At 72.5% G+C, this 15,525-nt stretch carries 15 protein-coding genes; 2 read left to right on the forward strand and 13 right to left on the reverse strand.

What is annotated here, in order from left to right; translation table 11 throughout:
• Window positions 1-69: 69 nt before the first annotated feature.
• The 11 genes from FH715_RS08415 to FH715_RS08465 all read right to left on the reverse strand — a co-directional run bounded on the left by FH715_RS08415 (window position 70) and on the right by FH715_RS08465 (window position 11,917).
• Window positions 70-1,059: a zinc-dependent alcohol dehydrogenase family protein gene (locus FH715_RS08415; RefSeq protein WP_139642383.1), complete on the reverse strand. Its 990-nt coding sequence runs from the start codon at window positions 1,057-1,059 to the stop codon at window positions 70-72.
• Complete coding sequence (locus FH715_RS08420; RefSeq protein WP_139642384.1) at window positions 1,056-1,934, reverse strand: carbohydrate ABC transporter permease; 879 nt, start codon at window positions 1,932-1,934, stop codon at window positions 1,056-1,058. The genes FH715_RS08415 and FH715_RS08420 overlap by 4 nt, the downstream gene beginning before the upstream one ends.
• Entirely contained in the window at window positions 1,931-2,890 is a 960-nt protein-coding gene (locus FH715_RS08425; RefSeq protein ID WP_097232426.1) for a carbohydrate ABC transporter permease, read from the reverse strand. The genes FH715_RS08420 and FH715_RS08425 overlap by 4 nt, the downstream gene beginning before the upstream one ends.
• Complete coding sequence (locus tag FH715_RS08430) at window positions 2,887-4,245, reverse strand: ABC transporter substrate-binding protein (RefSeq protein WP_139642386.1); 1,359 nt, start codon at window positions 4,243-4,245, stop codon at window positions 2,887-2,889. The genes FH715_RS08425 and FH715_RS08430 overlap by 4 nt, the downstream gene beginning before the upstream one ends.
• Before the next feature lie 81 nt (window positions 4,246-4,326).
• Window positions 4,327-5,088, reverse strand: a complete 762-nt coding sequence (locus tag FH715_RS08435) for a DeoR/GlpR family DNA-binding transcription regulator (RefSeq protein WP_139642388.1) — start codon at window positions 5,086-5,088, stop codon at window positions 4,327-4,329.
• Window positions 5,089-5,431: 343 nt separating this feature from the next.
• On the reverse strand, window positions 5,432-5,659 hold the full coding sequence (locus FH715_RS08440) for a DUF1049 domain-containing protein (RefSeq protein ID WP_139642390.1): 228 nt from the start codon (window positions 5,657-5,659) through the stop codon (window positions 5,432-5,434).
• A 93-nt stretch (window positions 5,660-5,752) separates the two neighbouring features.
• Window positions 5,753-6,169 (reverse strand): CBS domain-containing protein, encoded by a 417-nt coding sequence (locus FH715_RS08445; RefSeq protein ID WP_139642392.1) that lies wholly within the window; start codon window positions 6,167-6,169, stop codon window positions 5,753-5,755.
• A 544-nt stretch (window positions 6,170-6,713) separates the two neighbouring features.
• Entirely contained in the window at window positions 6,714-8,699 is a 1,986-nt protein-coding gene (locus tag FH715_RS08450) for a S9 family peptidase (RefSeq protein ID WP_139642395.1), read from the reverse strand.
• Between the two features lie 62 nt (window positions 8,700-8,761).
• Complete coding sequence (locus FH715_RS08455; protein WP_139642397.1) at window positions 8,762-10,159, reverse strand: M20/M25/M40 family metallo-hydrolase; 1,398 nt, start codon at window positions 10,157-10,159, stop codon at window positions 8,762-8,764.
• Window positions 10,152-10,988 (reverse strand): M55 family metallopeptidase, encoded by an 837-nt coding sequence (locus FH715_RS08460; RefSeq protein WP_139642399.1) that lies wholly within the window; start codon window positions 10,986-10,988, stop codon window positions 10,152-10,154. Before FH715_RS08460 ends, FH715_RS08455 begins: the two co-directional genes overlap by 8 nt.
• Window positions 10,989-10,999: 11 nt before the next feature.
• The gene (locus tag FH715_RS08465) at window positions 11,000-11,917 is read right to left on the reverse strand and encodes a helix-turn-helix domain-containing protein (RefSeq protein WP_139642401.1); all 918 of its coding nucleotides are present in this window, start codon (window positions 11,915-11,917) and stop codon (window positions 11,000-11,002) included.
• 121 nt (window positions 11,918-12,038) lie between these two features.
• On the opposite strand from FH715_RS08465, the gene FH715_RS08470 reads away from it, so the two are divergent.
• Window positions 12,039-12,839, forward strand: a complete 801-nt coding sequence (locus tag FH715_RS08470; protein ID WP_139642403.1) for an NAD(P)H-dependent oxidoreductase — start codon at window positions 12,039-12,041, stop codon at window positions 12,837-12,839.
• 53 nt (window positions 12,840-12,892) lie between these two features.
• Here FH715_RS08470 and FH715_RS08475 read toward each other — a convergent pair whose 3' ends face one another.
• Window positions 12,893-13,354 (reverse strand): SRPBCC family protein, encoded by a 462-nt coding sequence (locus FH715_RS08475; RefSeq protein WP_139642405.1) that lies wholly within the window; start codon window positions 13,352-13,354, stop codon window positions 12,893-12,895.
• 190 nt (window positions 13,355-13,544) lie between these two features.
• Between FH715_RS08475 and FH715_RS08480 the strand changes: the two genes are divergently transcribed.
• Window positions 13,545-14,291, forward strand: coding sequence for a Clp protease N-terminal domain-containing protein (locus FH715_RS08480; RefSeq protein ID WP_139642407.1), 747 nt, complete (start codon window positions 13,545-13,547; stop codon window positions 14,289-14,291).
• Between the two features lie 9 nt (window positions 14,292-14,300).
• Here the strand turns inward: FH715_RS08480 and FH715_RS08485 are convergent, their stop codons facing one another.
• A complete protein-coding gene (locus tag FH715_RS08485; protein ID WP_139642409.1) occupies window positions 14,301-15,344 on the reverse strand; it encodes an Rv2578c family radical SAM protein in 1,044 nt (347 codons plus the stop codon).
• Window positions 15,345-15,525: the final 181 nt, after the last annotated feature.

The raw sequence follows: 15,525 nt of genomic DNA on the forward strand, positions 1-15,525 counted from the left end.
GACCATCGCCGACGCGCTCACGCACATGCGCGAGCATCCACGGCGCGCACGGCGCGCGGTCGGCCGGTGTTAGGGCCGGACCACGATCTTGCGCCCCTTGCCCGCCGCGAAGCGGTCCAGGGCGGCCGGGTACTCGTCCAGCGGGAGCCGGTCGCTGATGAACACCGCCGGGTCGAGGACCCCGGCGGCGAACAGGTCGGCGGCCCGCTCGTAGCTGTGCAGGACGGCCATCGAGCCGGTGATGGTGATCTCCTGGTTGTAGATCTTGTACGGCTCGATGACGGCGGTCGTCGCGTAGTCGGCGACGCCGAACTGGAGGAACGTACCCGCCTTGGCGACGCGCCCGATGCCGTCCTGGATGGCGGCGGCGTTGCCCGTGGCGTCCACCACGATGTCCCAGCCGTCGGGCCGGTCCAGCTCGTCGGCGTTGCCGGCCGTCTCCGAGCAGCCCAGCGCGGCGGCGGTCGCCAGCCGGTCCGGGTTGATGTCGACGACGTCGACGCCGCTGGCGCCGGTCCGCTTGGCCAGTTCCAGCATCATCAGGCCCATGGTGCCCGAGCCGTAGATCAGCACCCGGGCGCCCAGCGCCGAGCGCAGCACGTCGTAGCCGCGCACCGCGCAGGACAGCGGCTCGATCAGCGCGGCGTCCTCGGTGGCGACATGCTCGGGCAGCGGCACGCAGTTGGCGACCGGTGCCACCGCGTACTCCGCGGCGCCGCCCGGCACCGTCACGCCGATCGCGGCCCAACGGTCACACATGTTGTTGTGGCCGGTGCGGCAGTAACGGCACTCGTGGCAGTAGAGCGAGGGGTCGACCGCCACCCGTTCGCCCACGGCGCGCTCGGTGACCTCGGTCCCGACGGCGACCACCTCGCCGGCGAACTCGTGGCCGGGGACCACGGGCAGCGTGGGGGCGAACTCGCCCTGACGGATGTGGAGATCGGTACCGCACAGCCCGCAGGCCGCGACCTTCACCACGACCTGGCGCGGCCCCGGGGTGGGGTCGGGCACGGTGGTGACGTTGACCTTGCCCACGGATTCGATGAGTGCGGCTTTCACTTGACTGCTCCTAGCGACAGGCCCTGGACCAGCTTGTCCTGGGCGGCGAAGCCGGCGGCGAGCACCGGCAGGGAGATGGCGACGGCCGCGGCCGAGAGCTGCGCCAGGAAGAGGCCCTGGCTGGTGATGAACCGGGTGAGGAAGACCGGCGCGGTCTCCGCCACCACCCCGGTGAGCACCCGGGCGAAGAGCAGCTCGTTCCAGCTGAAGATGAAGCAGATCAGCGCGGTGGCCGCGATACCGGGCAGCACGATGGGGGCGATGACCCGTCCCAGCACCACCGGCAGCCGGGCGCCGTCGAGTTGGGCCGCCTCGATCACCGAGACGGGAACCTCGGCCAGGAAGGACTGGAGCATCCACACGGCGATGGGCAGGTTCATCGACGTGTAGAGGAGCACCAGCAGCCAGACGTTGTCCAGCATCCCCACGTTCCTGGCGAACAGATAGATGGGCAGCAGGCCGGCGACGATCGGCAGCATCTTGGTGGACAGGAAGAAGAACAGCGCGTCGCGCCACGCCTTCACCGGTCGGATCGCCAGCGCGTACGCGGCCGGCAGCGCCAGCAGCAGCACCAGCAGGGTGGACGCCAGCGAGGCGGTCATCGAGTTGATCAACGGCGGCCAGGGCTCGCTGTCGAAGAACTCGCGGTAGCCGTCCAGCGTCAGCGGCGCGGTGATCGCCGGCGGGTTGCTGGCGGCGTCCGGCTCGCTGTGGAACGACGTCAGCACCATCCAGGCGACCGGCAGGAAGAGCACCAGGCCCCCCAGCCAGGCCACCAGGGCCAGCGCCGCGTTCTTCAGCGAACGTGGCTTCGCGGCCTTGACGAGCGTCGGACGGGACGTCGACTTGTCGGTAGGAGCGGTGAGTTGAGTCATCCCCTGCTCCCCTCCTCCCGGAAGAGCGAGGACACCACGCGCAGGGCGAACACGGCGATCAGCAGGGAGCCGAGAACGACCAGCACCCCGGCCGCGGAGGCGACGCCGTAGTCCTGCGCCTTGTAGAACTCGCGGTAGATGACGAACGGCAGGTTGGCGGTGTCCAGGGCACCACCGGTGAGCGTGTACACGGCCTCGAAGTTCTGCACGACGTAGATCGAGCCGAGCAGCGCGCCGAGTTCGAGGTAGCGCCGCAGGTGCGGCAGGGTCAGATAGCGGAAGACCTGCCAGTTGCCGGCGCCGTCGATCTTGGCGGCCTCGGAGAGTTCCGGCGAGCGGCTCTGGAGGCCGGCCAGCAGGATCAGCATCATGAACGGGGTCCACTGCCAGATCAGCGAGATCTCGACGGCCAGCAGCGGCATGTCGGAGATCCAGTCGGGCTGCGGCGCCTCGAAGCCGAAGAGGTCGCCGAACTTCCCCAACATGCCGTTGAGCAGCCCGTACTCGGGGTTGAACAGCAGATGCTTCCACATCAGCGCGGCGGCGATGGGGACCACCAGGAACGGGGTGATCGCCATGGTGCGCACCAGCCCGCGCCCCTTGAACTTGCGGTCCAGCAGCAGCGCGAGGCCGAGGCCCAGCAGCAGGCTGACGATCACCACGGTGGCGGTCAGCAGCGCGGTGGTGAAGACCGCGTTGCGCAGGCTGGACTCGCCGAGCACCGACTCGTAGTTGTCGAGTCCGCTGAACGCCCGGTCCTCGGGGTAAAGGGCGTTCCACTCGAAGAGCGAGATCACCAGCGTGGCCGCGAACGGGAGCTGGGTGACCAGGATCAGGAAGACCAGGGCGGGCAGCAGCGGTGCCCTGGTCGCCCACGCCTTGGCCCGGCCGGGGCCCGGGCGGGGGGCGCGGGGTCGGCGGGGGCCGACGGCGGTCTTTTCTTCGGTGGTGGTCATCGTTCGCGGTACCTCTCGGTGGCGGACTCGGCCATGTCCTGGGAGGCGTCCAGGGCGTCCTGGACGCTCTGTTGGCCCGCGATGGCGGCGCTGATCTCCTGGGAGACCAGCGTGCCGAGGTCGGAGAACTCGGGGATGCCGACGAACTGCACGCCGGGCGCGGGGCGTTCCTGCACCCCGGGGCTGACGGGGTCGGCCTCACTGATGGCGTCCCTGGTCACCTCGTAGAACGCGGAGGCGGCCTCCTGGTAGTCCGGGTGCTCGAAGGTGGAGGACCGCTTGCCCGCGGGCGCGTTCTCCCAGCCGAGGGTCTCGCCGACCAGCTCCTCGAACTCGGCGCTGGAGGCCCAGGAGATGAACTCCCACGCCTTGTCCGGCTTGTCCGACGCCTGCTGGATTCCCCAGGCCCAGGTGTAGAGCCAGCCGGAGCTGTCGGTCTCCTCGACCGGGGCGGCGGCATAGCCGATGTCGCCGCGCACCGGCGAGTTGTCGGCCTCCAGCGAGCCGGCGCCGGCGGTGGCGTCGTACCACATGGCGGTGTTGCCCTGGACCATGTTGTTCAGGCACTCGGCGTAGCCCGACTGGGCCGCGCCGGACTCGCCGTGCTCGCGGACCAGGTCGACGTAGAACTCGGTCGCCTCGACGAACTCCGGCGCGTTCAGGCGGGGTTCCCAGTCGGCGTCGAACCAGGTGCCGCCGTGCGTGTTGACCACGGTGGTCAACGGGGCGATCACCTCGCCCCAACCGGGCAGCCCGCGCAGGCAGATGCCCTTCATGTCGGCCTCGGCGGCGTCCACGGCGGCGGCCAGCTCCGCGACCTCGGTCCAGGTCGGGCGCTCGGGCATGGTCAGCCCGTGCTCCTCGAAGACGTCGGTCCGGTACATCAGGAAGGAGGACTCGCCGTAGTACGGCTGCGCGTAGACCTGGCCGTCGTCGCCGGTGAGCGACGTCTGGATCGGCTCCAAAATGTCGTCCACGGCGTAGTCGGTGTCCTCGGCCAGATACGGGTCCAGCGGCTCAAGCCACTTGTTCCTGGCGTAGATCGGCGTCTCGTAGTTGGAGATCGTCGCCACGTCGTACTGTCCCGACTGGTTGGCGAAGTCCTGCCCGATCTTGTCCCTGACCTCGTTCTCCGGCAGCACGGTGAAGTGCACGTCGATGCCGGTCTCGGCGGTGAAGTGTTCGGCCGTCAGCTCCTGGAGCGTGATCATCTGGGGGTTGTTGACCATCAGCACGTTGATGCTGTTCTTCCCGCCGGATCCGGGTCCGCCGGCTCCCGCGCAGGAGGTGAGCAGCGCGCCGACGGCCGCCGATGCCAGAAGGACGCGTCGTTTGCGTCGTTTTCCTGGGGACATGAGGGGGGCTCCTGGGGTCATGTCGGCCGTGCGGGATCGCCCCACCCGCCGGCCGGGTCGGTTGTCGGGGCGGGGCTTGGGTCAGACGCGGATGACCTGCGGCCCCTTCAGGACGTAGCGCTGCGCCTCAGCCGCTGGCAGGCGCAGACTGGTCACGACGGTGTCCAGGTCGGACACGTCAGCGAAGCGGCAGAAGCTCGCCGCTCCGAACTTGGTGTGGATACCGGCGAAGACGCGGCGTCGGGAGACCGCCACGGCCTGTCGTTTGACCTCGGCCACCGCGGGGTCGGGGGTGGTCAGGCCGTGCTCGCGGGAGATGCCGTTGGCTCCGATGAAGCCGAGGTCGATCACGAACGTGCCGAGCATGTCGGTGACCCAGTGGTCGACGGTGGCGAGCGTGGCGTCGCGCACCCGGCCGCCCAGGAGCAGCACGCTGAACTGGTCGACGGTCGCCAGGGTGCTGGCCACCGCCAACGACGCGGTGACCACCGTGAGTCGGCGGTCCCGCGGCAGGGACTCGGCGATGAGCTGGGGGGTGAAGCCCTCGTCGATGAAGATGGTCTCGGCGTCGCCGACCAGTTCGGCCGCCGCCGTCGCGATCCGGCGTTTCTCGGGCACGTGTCGGGTGGAACGGGCGGCGAGCGTGGTCTCGAAGCCGGCGCTCTCCACGGGGTACGCGCCCCCGTGGGTGCGGCGCAGCAGGCCGTGGGCCTCCAGCACCCGCAGGTCGCGTCGGATGGTCTCCCTGGCCACCCGCAGCTCGTCGGCGAGCGCGGTCACCTCGACCGAGCCCGCCCGGCGGGCGGCCCGCACGATGGCGCGCTGCCGTTCCACGGCTGCCATGCCCGCCTCCCGCTTCCGTACATCTCGTCGCCCGGTGCCCGAGTGGGCCCGTACGGAGATTTGTACCGGGGTCGGGCGGTGAGGCACAGGGGGTACCCCTTGATGATCGCGCCTGCTTCTGCCCGTTTCCACCGGGGAGGGCTGCCGTGCGCCCCCTGGTCAACAGGCCGCCACGGAGCCATGTCCGGCCCACCGAACGCCCGTTTCGCGCCCCGGATGCGCCCGCTTCACGCCCGCATCGGCCCGCGGCGCCGCGCACGCCCCCGGATGTCCGGTCGGGCAGCGGGCGCCGATCGGGCGCGGTGGCGCGTCGCGCCGCGCGGTGGGGCCGGCGCGGGAACGGTCAGCGGCGGCGTGCGGCGTAGAGGCCGCCGAGCGCCCCGATGAGCAGCGTGAAGAGCAGCGCCAGCCACAGCGGCATGGTCACCTCGGGCACCAGCAGTCTGATCTTCGTCTGCCGGGTGTTGCCGAAGATGAAGATCAACGTGAGCGCCGCGACCACCAGCATGATGATCCGGCCGGGCGTGAGGAACGCGTGGGAGCGCGGGGCGCGCGGGGGCTCGGTCGTCATGCTCCCAGGATGCGAGCGAAACGGGACGCCCGCCCGCCGGGAGCGGCGGGCGGGCGAAGCGCGTCAGGGCGCGTCAGGGCACCTCAGGGAACCTCAGGAGTAGACGCGCTCCGCGAACTCGGCGATCTGGTCGTCGGTGAGCGTCCTGGCGAGGTCAGCCTCGCTGATCATGCCGACGAGCCGCTTGTTCTCGTCGATCACGGGCAGCCGGCGGATCTGGTGCGCGACCATCTCGGCCAGCACCTCCTCGTCCTCGGCCAGGGTCGACACCCAGCGCGGGGTGCCGCGCACCAGGTCACCCGCCGTGGTGTGGGCCGGGTCGTGACCGGCGGCGACGCAGCGCACGACGATGTCGCGGTCGGTCACGATGCCGCAGAGGCGCTCGTTGGCGTCGCTCACGGGGAGCGCGCCGACGTCCAGCTCGCGCATCAGCTGCGCGGCGCGGTCCAGGCTCTCCGTGGCGGGAATCCACTGCGCGCCGGGGTTCATGATGTCGGCGGCGATGGCCATGGGTTCGTTCCTCTCCTCGTCGCGGGGGCGATCAGGGATCGTCTCGTTCTCATGCCTCACGTCCCACTGTGCCGCCCCCACCCCCACTCCGCCATTCGGGTGGTCGAGCCGACCCTGCTCACGCCGCCACCGGCCATGCAGGGGCGCGGGGAACGGCGCGAGCAACCGACCACCGGGGCGCAGACGACAACCCACCCAGGCCGGCAAGGCCCGTAGTCGACCAACCCCCGCCACACAGCATTCGCGCAGTTCCCCGCGCCCCCAAGCCGCCCACCGGCCTGAAGGGGCGCGGGGAACGGCGCGAGCAACCACACACCGGGGCGCACCCGACAACCCACCCAGCCACAAAGCTCCGTAGTCGACCAACCCCCGCCACACAGCATTCGCGCAGTTCCCCGCGCCCCCAAACAAGCCGCCCACGGCAGTGCATGGGCGCGGGGAACGGCGCGAGCAACCCACCACCGGGGCGCACCCGACAACCCACCCAGGCCGGCAAGGCCAGTAGTCGACCAACCCCCGCCACAAACGCCCCGCGGGGCCCCGGTCAGGTCGACAGGCCCAACGGCTCCACCCCCGGAGGGACAAAGCCGAACGCCCTCGCGTAGAGCGCCAGTTCCGCCTCCAGCACCCGTTCCACCGTCTCCGCCCTGCGGAACCCGTGGCCCTCGCCCGCGAAGCTCAGATAGGCGTGCGGCACCCCTCGCCCCGCGACGGCCGCCAGCAGCGCCTCGGCCTGTTCCGGCGGGCAGATCACGTCGTCCAGGCCCTGGAGCAGCACGAACGGGGCCACGATCCGCTCGGCCCTGAAGATCGGGGACCGCTCGCGGTAGCGTTCGGGCACCTCGGCCAGCGGGCCGACCAGCGACTCCAGGTAGCGCGACTCGAAGTCGTGCGTGCCGCCGCCGGCCCAGGAGGCCAGGTCCAGCAGCGGGTAGCTGATCGCGCCCGCCGCGTACAGCCCCGCCGTGCCCGGGTCGCTCAGCGAGGCGGCCGTCGTGTAGCCGCCGGCGCTGCCGCCCCTGATCGCCAGCCCGGCGGCGCTGCCCTCGGCGACCAGCGCCCGGGCGACCGCGGCGCAGTCCTCGACGTCGACGACGCCCCAACTGCCGCGCAGCCGCTCGCGGTAGGCGCGACCGTAGCCGGTGGAGCCGCCGTAGTTCACCTCGGCGACGCCGATACCGCGCGAGGTGAAGTAGGCGACCTCCAGGTCCAGCACCAGCGGCGCGGCCCCGGTGGGCCCGCCGTGCGCCCAGATCACGAACGGCGGCGCCTCGCCGGAGGGGCCGCTGTGGTCGGGGTGGCGCGGCGGATGGATGTGGGCGTGCACCTCGCGCCCGTCGGGCCCGGTGAAGACCCGCGCCTCGGGTTCGGGCAGATAGCGGGGGTCGACCCGGTCGCGGTGGCGCTCGGCCAGCACCCGGCAGTGCCCGGTCGCGGTGTCCAGCGCGACCACCTCGGGGTGGCGCGTCGGGCCGGCGGCGATGCCGACGACGGACTCGCCCGAGACGGCCAGCGTCGGCGCCCATTCCGTCCACGGCCCGACCGCGTCGGCCAACTCCCCCGTGGTCGGGTCGAGTACGGCCAGCCGCGCGGCGCCGACGCCGTGCAGCACGGCGAGCGTGCCGTGCGGGAGCGGGGCCATCCAGCCGGAGCCGACCTTCCACAGCGGTCCGGCGAACTCCTCGGCGCGCCCGCAGAGTCGGACGGCCGAGCCGGTGGCAGGGTCCAGGCGGTAGGGCTGCCACCAGCCCTCGCGGTCGCTCAGCGCGAGCAGCGTTCCGTCGCCGTCCCACTCGACCTGGGCCACCGACTCCGTCGGCCCGCCCATCGCCGCCCGCGGCCGGCCGGGTCGGCCCTCCGCGTCCACGTCGGCGACCAGCAACTCGGTGCCGTCCCAGGGCATTCGGGGGTGGTCCCAGGCGAGCCACGCCAGCCGCGTGCCGTCGGGCGACAGCCTGGGCCCCGTGACGAAGCGGTGCGCGTCGTCCGTCAACTCCCGTATGGCGGAACGGTTCTCGGCCGCCGAGCCGTCGAGGGGCACCGCGACGAGCAGCCGTCGCACCTCGCTCGGGCCCTCGCCGGTGAACTCCTCCAGCACGCACCAGACCTCGCCGCGCTCCGGCAGCACCAGCGGGTCGCACCAGCGCCGCCCGCCGCCGATCTCCGAGACGGGCGTCAACGGCCGGGGCACACCGTCCCCTTCGGGTTCGACAACATGCAGCCGCTGGTCGGCGAAGTCGGTGAAGACCACCAGCGGCCCGTCCTCGGCGCGGGCCGCCCCGGCCCAGGGCCGGCCGCCGTACTCGTGCACCCGGTTGCGCACGTTCCACGGCGCGGGCAGCACGTCGACCGGCTCCCGGTCGCCCGGGCGCAGCCTCAGCAGGGCGCGGCGTCCGCCCTCGGCGGGCCGGGGCGCGGTCCACCAGACCTCGTCGCCGATGACGCCCAGCGCGTCGGGGCTTCCGTCGCGCGCGGCGACCAGCGCCGCGTCGACGGGTGAGGGCCAACTTCCGTACGGTGCTTGCGGCATGGGAGACATCCTCGTCGTTGTGCGGAGGAACCGGCCAGGGAACGGCGCGCGTTGACGGGGTGTCAGAGGGACCGGATCGCCCGGTCCAGCACGCGGACCCCGAAGTGCAGCGCGGAGACCGGCACCCGTTCGTCGACGCCGTGGAACATCGCCTGGTAGTCGAAGCCCTCGGGGAGCCGCAGCGGCATGAAGCCGTAGTTCTCGACGCCGAGTCGGGAGAACTGCTTGGCGTCCGTGCCGCCCGACATGCAGTAGGGCACCACGTGCGCCTCGGGGTCGAAGTGCAGCAGCGCCTCCCGCAGCGCCCGGTAGGTGGGCGCCGCGACCGGGGCCTGGAGCGGGATCTCGTGGTGCAGGAAGTCCCAGTCGACGTCCTCGCCGGTGAGTTGGTCCAGCGTGGCGGCGAACTCCCGCTCTGTGCCCGGGAGTACGCGGCCGTCCACATGGGCCGAGGCGCTGCCGGGGATCACGTTGACCTTGTAACCGGCGTCCAGCATCGTCGGGTTGGTGCTGTTGCGCACGGTGTTGGCGACCAGCGCCGCTGCCGGGCCGATCCGTTCCAGCAGCGCGTCGACGGAGCGGGCGAGCCGCTCGGGGTCGGGATCGGCGAGGTCGGGCAGCGGCACGTCGTGCAGGGCGGCCAGCTCGGTGAGCCCGGCGCGGACGGTCTCCGTCAGCCGCACGGGCCAGCGGTGCTCACCGATCCGGGTGACGGCCGAGGTGAGGCGGGTGACGGCGTTCTCCCCGTTGATCTTGGAGCCGTGTCCCGCGCGCCCCTTGGCGGTCAGCGTCATCCACGCGGTGCCGCGCTCCCCGGCGGCCAGCGGGTAGATCCGGCGGCCGTCCCCCGGGTGGAAGGTGAACGCGCCCGACTCGCCGATGGACTCGGTGCACCCGGCGAAGAGGTCGGCGTGCTGGTCGGCCAGGAACCCGGAGCCGTAGGCGGCGGTGTCCTCCTCGTCGGCGGTGAACGCCAGCACCACCGGGCGCCTCGGTCGCACGCCGGCGCGCGCCCAGGCGCGCACCAGCGCGAGCACCATGGCGTCGGCGTCCTTCATGTCGACCGCGCCCCTGCCCCAGACCACGCCGTCGCTGACCTCGCCGGAGAACGGGTGGACCCGCCACTCGTCGGGGTCGGCCGGCACCACGTCGAGGTGCCCGTGGACCAGCAGCGCGTCCGCCTCCGGGTCGGTGCCCTCGATCCTGGCCACCACGTTGGTGCGGCCCTGGCTCTTCTCCAGCAGCAGCGGGTCGAGCCCGGCCTCGGCGAGCCGCTCGGCGACATACTCGGCGGCCGGCCGTTCGTGCCCCTCGCCGCCGCCCCTGTTGGTGGTGTCCATCCGGATCAGCTCGGAGGTGAAGCGGACCACCTCCTCCAGCGCGGTCGCGTCCACCGGTCCGGCGCCCTGGGCGGGCGCGGCCGGGTCGGGGTGGTCAGCCCTGTCGGGGTGGTCAGCCATACCATTCCTCCACTGCGGCGGACACCATGGTGGTGACCGTCTTGAAGCACCGGATTCCCTCGTACATGGTCGACGCGGTGTAGGCGACGCGCCGTTCGCCGGTCTGCTCGACGCCGGGCACCAGGGCGGCGGCGCCCGCGAGTTGGGCGGCGTCGAAGTCGATCTCGACGCGGCGCGGCGTCGGCCCCGCCGGCGCGTGCCGCACCGCGAGGGCGGCGGCCCTGGTCGCGCCCTCGGTGATGTCGGCGGCGGTCCTGGTCGGCGTGCGGCAGACGGCCGCGTACCGGGAGACATGGTCCTTGACCGCGACGCCCACCGCCTCGGGCGCGTAGCCCCGGGCGTCCGCGCAGGTCAGGTCGTCGCCGGTGACCAGCACCACGGGGGTGCCGTACTCGGCGGCGACCAGCGAGTTGAGCAGGCCCTCGCTGGCGCGCACCCCGTCGACGAAGACGCCGGTCAGCGAGTTCCCCAGGTAGGTGTGGGCGAGCACCCCGTCGTCGCCGGCGCCGGTGTGGTAGCCGACGAACGCGATGCCGTCCACGTCGCCGTGCTGGACGCCCTCGACCATGCTGAGGTCCTTGTGGCGGCCGGTGAGCAGTTGCGCGCGGTCGTCGAGCCGCTCCAGCAGCAGGTTCCGCATGGTCATGTGCGCCTCGTTGACGAGGACCTCGTCCACGCCCCCGGCGAAGAACCCGGCGATCGCCGCGTTCACGTCCGAGGTGAGCAGCGGACGGCAGCGCTGCCACTCGGGCGTGCCCGGCAGGCAGTCGGCCGGCCAGGTGACCCCGGTCGCGCCCTCCATGTCGGCCGAGATGAGGATCTTGGTCATGGGGGGAGACGTTACCTCCGGGCGGGGTCGCCAGCCAGGCCCCGGACACCGTCCGGTGCGCCGTTCACCTCCTCGGCGAGGCGGCGCAGCGCGGCGCCGGCGGGGCCGGCCGGGTCGGCGCTGAAGACGTGGAGCTGCTGGCCCGGCCGGCCGTCCAGCGGCGGCACGTGGAGCGTGGCGTAGTCGAGGTCGAGGACGCCGACCAGCGGGTGTCCGAACCGCTTGGCCCCCGCCCCGCACATCCGCACCTCGCCGTCCGCCCAGAGCCGGCCGAACTCCTCGCTTCCCTCGCTCAACTCCCCGATGAGGGCGATCAGTCGGGGATCGTCGGGGTAGCGGCCCACGGCGTGGCGCAGCAGGGCGACGATCTCGCGCCGGCGCTCGTCGAGGTCGAGGAAGGCCGTGCCGGCGCCCCCGTCCAGGAAGAGGTGGCGCGCCTGGTTGCGGTCCCGTCCTTCCGGGTCGTCCAGGCCGCCGAAGAGGACGCCGCCCAGCCGGTTCCAGGCCAGCAGGTCGAGCCGCTCGTCCTGCACGACGGCCGGCAGGCACGGCATCCCGTCCAGGACCCGGCGCAGCTCGGCGCTGATCGGCTCGGGCGGCGAGGGCGGCGGGGGGACCTCGGCGGCCACCGGGCGCGGGGGGCGGGCCAGGAGGTCCAGGTGGGCGCGCTCGACCGCGTTCAGCCGCAGGGCCCGGGCCAGCGCCTGGAGCACCTCGGCCGACGGCTGGTTGGCCCTGCCCTGTTCCAGCCGCACGTAGTAGTCCACGCTGATCCCGGCGAGCCGCGCCAGCTCCTCGCGGCGCAGCCCGCGCACCCGGCGACGGGGACCGGGGTCCACCCCGACGCTCTCCGGCGCCAGGCGTCCGCGTCGGGCGCGTAGGAACGCTCCCAGTCCCCGTCCGCCGTCCCGTACCGCCTCCGTCGTCATCCCTCCAGTATGCGGCGCGCCGTGAGGGTGGTCCTCGTGGTACCGGGAAGGCGGGTCCTCCGGTTGGACGGGGTACTGGCTACGCCCGTCGCGGGCTGCGAGAACTGTGGTCATGAACGGCATGACCGAATCGAAGGAACCGACCACACGCACCGCCGAGGGCGGCCGGCGGGTGCTGATCGTCAGCGCGCACCCGGACCCGCGCTCGCTGACCGCCTCGCTGACGGGCTTCGCCGCGGACGAACTGCGTGCCGCGGGGCACGAGGTGGAGATCTCCGACCTGTACGCGATGAAGTGGAGGGCGGTCACCGACGCCGACGACTACCCCGAACACCCGGCCGGCGCCCGGCTCGACGTGGCAGCCGCGTCGCAACACGCCTACGAGAACGGGTCGTTGACCGCCGATGTGCGGGCCGAGCAGGAGCGGCTGCTCCGGGCGGACGCGGTGATCCTCCAGTTCCCGCTCTGGTGGTTCTCGGTACCGGCCATCCTCAAGGGCTGGCTGGACCGCGTCCTCAGTGGCGGCTTCGCCTACGGGGACGGCGTGCCGCAGTACCGGGACGGGCTGCTGTCGGGCCGTCGGCTGCTGCTGTCGGTCACCCACGGGGCGACCGCTTCCGCGCTGGGGGCACGCGGCGCGCACGGGCCGCTGACGGATCTGCTCTTCCCGCTCCAGCACGGGGTGTTCTTCTTCACCGGCATGTCGGTGCTGGAGACGTTCGCGGTCGCCGACACGGCGAACCTGGAGGAGGAGGGCTACCGGGCGGCGACAACCGCGTACCGGGAGCGGCTGGCCGGGCTCTTCACCGAGGAGCCGCTGCCCTACCGGCGGCTGTCGGACGAGGAGTACACCAGGACCATGGAGCTGAAGTCCGGGCGTGAGCGTCCCGGCACGACCGGCTTCGCCCTGCACCTGGCCTGACCCCTCCCGCAGGGAGGCGGGGCGGGCCCGTGCGGGCCCGCCCCGCCGTCGCGTCAGGAGGACTTGGCCTCCTGCTCGACCTCGGCGGCCAGGTTCTCCAGCAGCCGCTCGTAGACGCCCTTGAGGACCCGCGGCGCGAAGAGCCGCTCGAAGAACCCGCCGATCCCACCGGAGCCCTCCCAGACCGTGCGGACCGTCGCGCGGCAACGGTCGTCGCCGCCGTCGGGGGTGACGGTCCAGGTGGTCACCAGCGTGGACTGACGGTCCGTCTCGACCAGGGTGCGCTCCTCCGGTTCGCTGATGTCGACCAGGCAGTCGCGCACGCGCTTCTTGGTGGCGTGCAGCTTCATGGCGACCACGGTGCCGGCGCCGCTGCCGCCCTCCCTGACCTCGTAGTCGGTGAACTCCTCGGGCAGCAGCCTCGGATGGGTCTCCCGGTAGTCCGCGAGCGCCGCGTACACCTCCTCCGGCCTGGCCGCGATATCCCGCGCCGCCTCGACCTCGATCTGCGCCATGGTCCACACTCCCCTGCCTCGTCGCGGCCCCGTGGGTGGGACCTACCCACAGGGAGCCTTCCACCTCGCTCAGCGTCACTCGAACCGGGGTGGTTCCTTTCCACGTTCGACGGCGACGTTCGACGGTCGCCCGGAACGAGGTGTCAACCGGCGGTTGACACCGCCCGAGTGTCAACCTAAGGTTGACAGCATGACGGAAGCCAGCCGACCGGCACCGCCGGTCCGCCTCGACGATCTGATCGGGGCCATCAAGAAGAGCCACACCGACGCGCTCGACCAACTCGCCGACGCGGTCATCGCCGCCGACCACCTCGGTGAGCTCGCCGACCACCTGATCGGCCACTTCGTCGACCAGGCCAGGCGCTCCGGGGCCTCCTGGACCGAGATCGGCCAGAGCATGGGCGTGACCCGGCAGGCCGCCCAGAAGCGCTTCGTCCCCAAGGCGCCGGCGGGCGCCGAGGGGGGCGGGGCGGACGCGGGCGAGGGGTTCGCCCGCTACACACCGCGCGCCAAGAACGTGGTGATGGCGGCGCACGAGGCGGCGAAGGACGCGTCGAACGCGGAGGTCACCCCGGCGCACCTGGTGCTGGGGCTGATCTCGGAGCCGCAGGGCATCGGCGCCGCCGTGCTCGTCGACCAGGGCGTGACGCTGGAGGCGGTGCGGGAGGCCGCGCGGGGGGCGCTGCCCGCCCCGGTCGAGGAACCGCCCTCACTCGTGCCGTACGACGCGGGCGCCCGCAAGGTGCTGGAGCTGACCTTCCGTCAGGCGCTGCGCCTGGGCACCCACCACGTCGGCACCGAGCACCTGCTGCTGGCGCAGCTGGACTTCGAGGACGGCTCGGGGCCGCTGAGCGACCTCGGCATCGACAAGTCGACTGCGGAGGACCGGATCCGACGCACGCTGGAGCCGCTCACCGGCCAGACGCCACAGCCCTGAGCACACACCTCACAGCAGCGTCAGCTGGGTGACCCCCGGGTCGGGCTCGACAGCCGGCTCGGGGGCCTCGGCGCGCTCGGGGCGCGGCGAGCGGTGCGCCCCGGCGCGGGCCGGGCCGATGCCGTACTCGGCGGCCAGCTCGTGCACCTGGCCGGTGATCCGCCGCTGGTACCAGCGCGGGGCGTAGGCGCCGCCCGCGTAGAGCACCTCGTACCGCCGCACCAGCCCCGGGTGGCGCTCGGCGAGCCAGGCCATGAACCACTCGCGCGCGCCCGGCCGCAGATGGAGCGCCAGCGGCGTCACGGAGGTGGCGCCGGCCGCGGCGATCGCCCGGACGGTGGCGCGCAGTTGGGCGGGCGAGTCGGCGAGATACGGCAGCACGGGGGCCATCAGCACCGAGCAGGGGATGCCGTGCTCGGCGAGGGTGCGCACGACGTCCAACCGGCGCTCCGGCGCCGGCGTGCCGGGCTCGACCGTCCGCCACAGCTCGGCGTCGACCAGGCCGACCGAGACGGAGATCCCCACGTCGGTGACGGCGGCGGCCTCCCGAAGCAGCGGCAGGTCGCGCAGGATCAGCGTGCCCTTGGTGAGGATGGAGAACGGGTTGGCGCGGTCCCGCAGCGCCTCGATGATCCCCGGCATCAACCGGTACCGGCCCTCCGCCCGCTGGTAGCAGTCGACGTTGGTGCCCATCGCGATGTGGTCGCCGTTCCAGCGCGGCGCCGCCAGCTCCCGGCGCAGCAGCTCGGGGGCGTTCACCTTGACGACGATCTGCGAGTCGAAGCCGGCGCCGGTGTCCAGGTCGAGATAGCCGTGGGTCCTGCGCGCGAAGCAGTAGACGCAGGCGTGGGTGCAGCCGCGGTAGGGATTGACGGTGTGGGTGAAGGGCATCCGGGAAGCCCCGGGGACCCGGTTGATGATCGTCCGCGCCCGCACCTCGTGGAAGGTCACCCCGCGGAACTCGGGGGTGTCGATCGTCCGGCTGACCACGTCCGTCCCGAAGAGCGCGGACGGCGCGTTCGGCGTTCCCTCGCCCAGCTGGTTCCAGCGCATGGTGGCCTCCTCGCCGCGTTCGTACGAATAGAACACAGGTTCGAACGCGGCGTTGTCAAGCCCGCTTTCGAGGGAGATGTCCGACCCGGCCCCCAACTCCCCCGCCTGGCGGTCTCGTTGGCCCGTTCCCCGGCGGCGGGTAAATCCGTCGACGACCGGCCCCGGGTTCCGGGAGGGTGGC

The organism is Streptomyces sedi (genome assembly GCF_006335015.1).
Taxonomy (GTDB): Bacteria; Actinomycetota; Actinomycetes; order Streptomycetales; family Streptomycetaceae; genus Streptomyces; species Streptomyces sedi.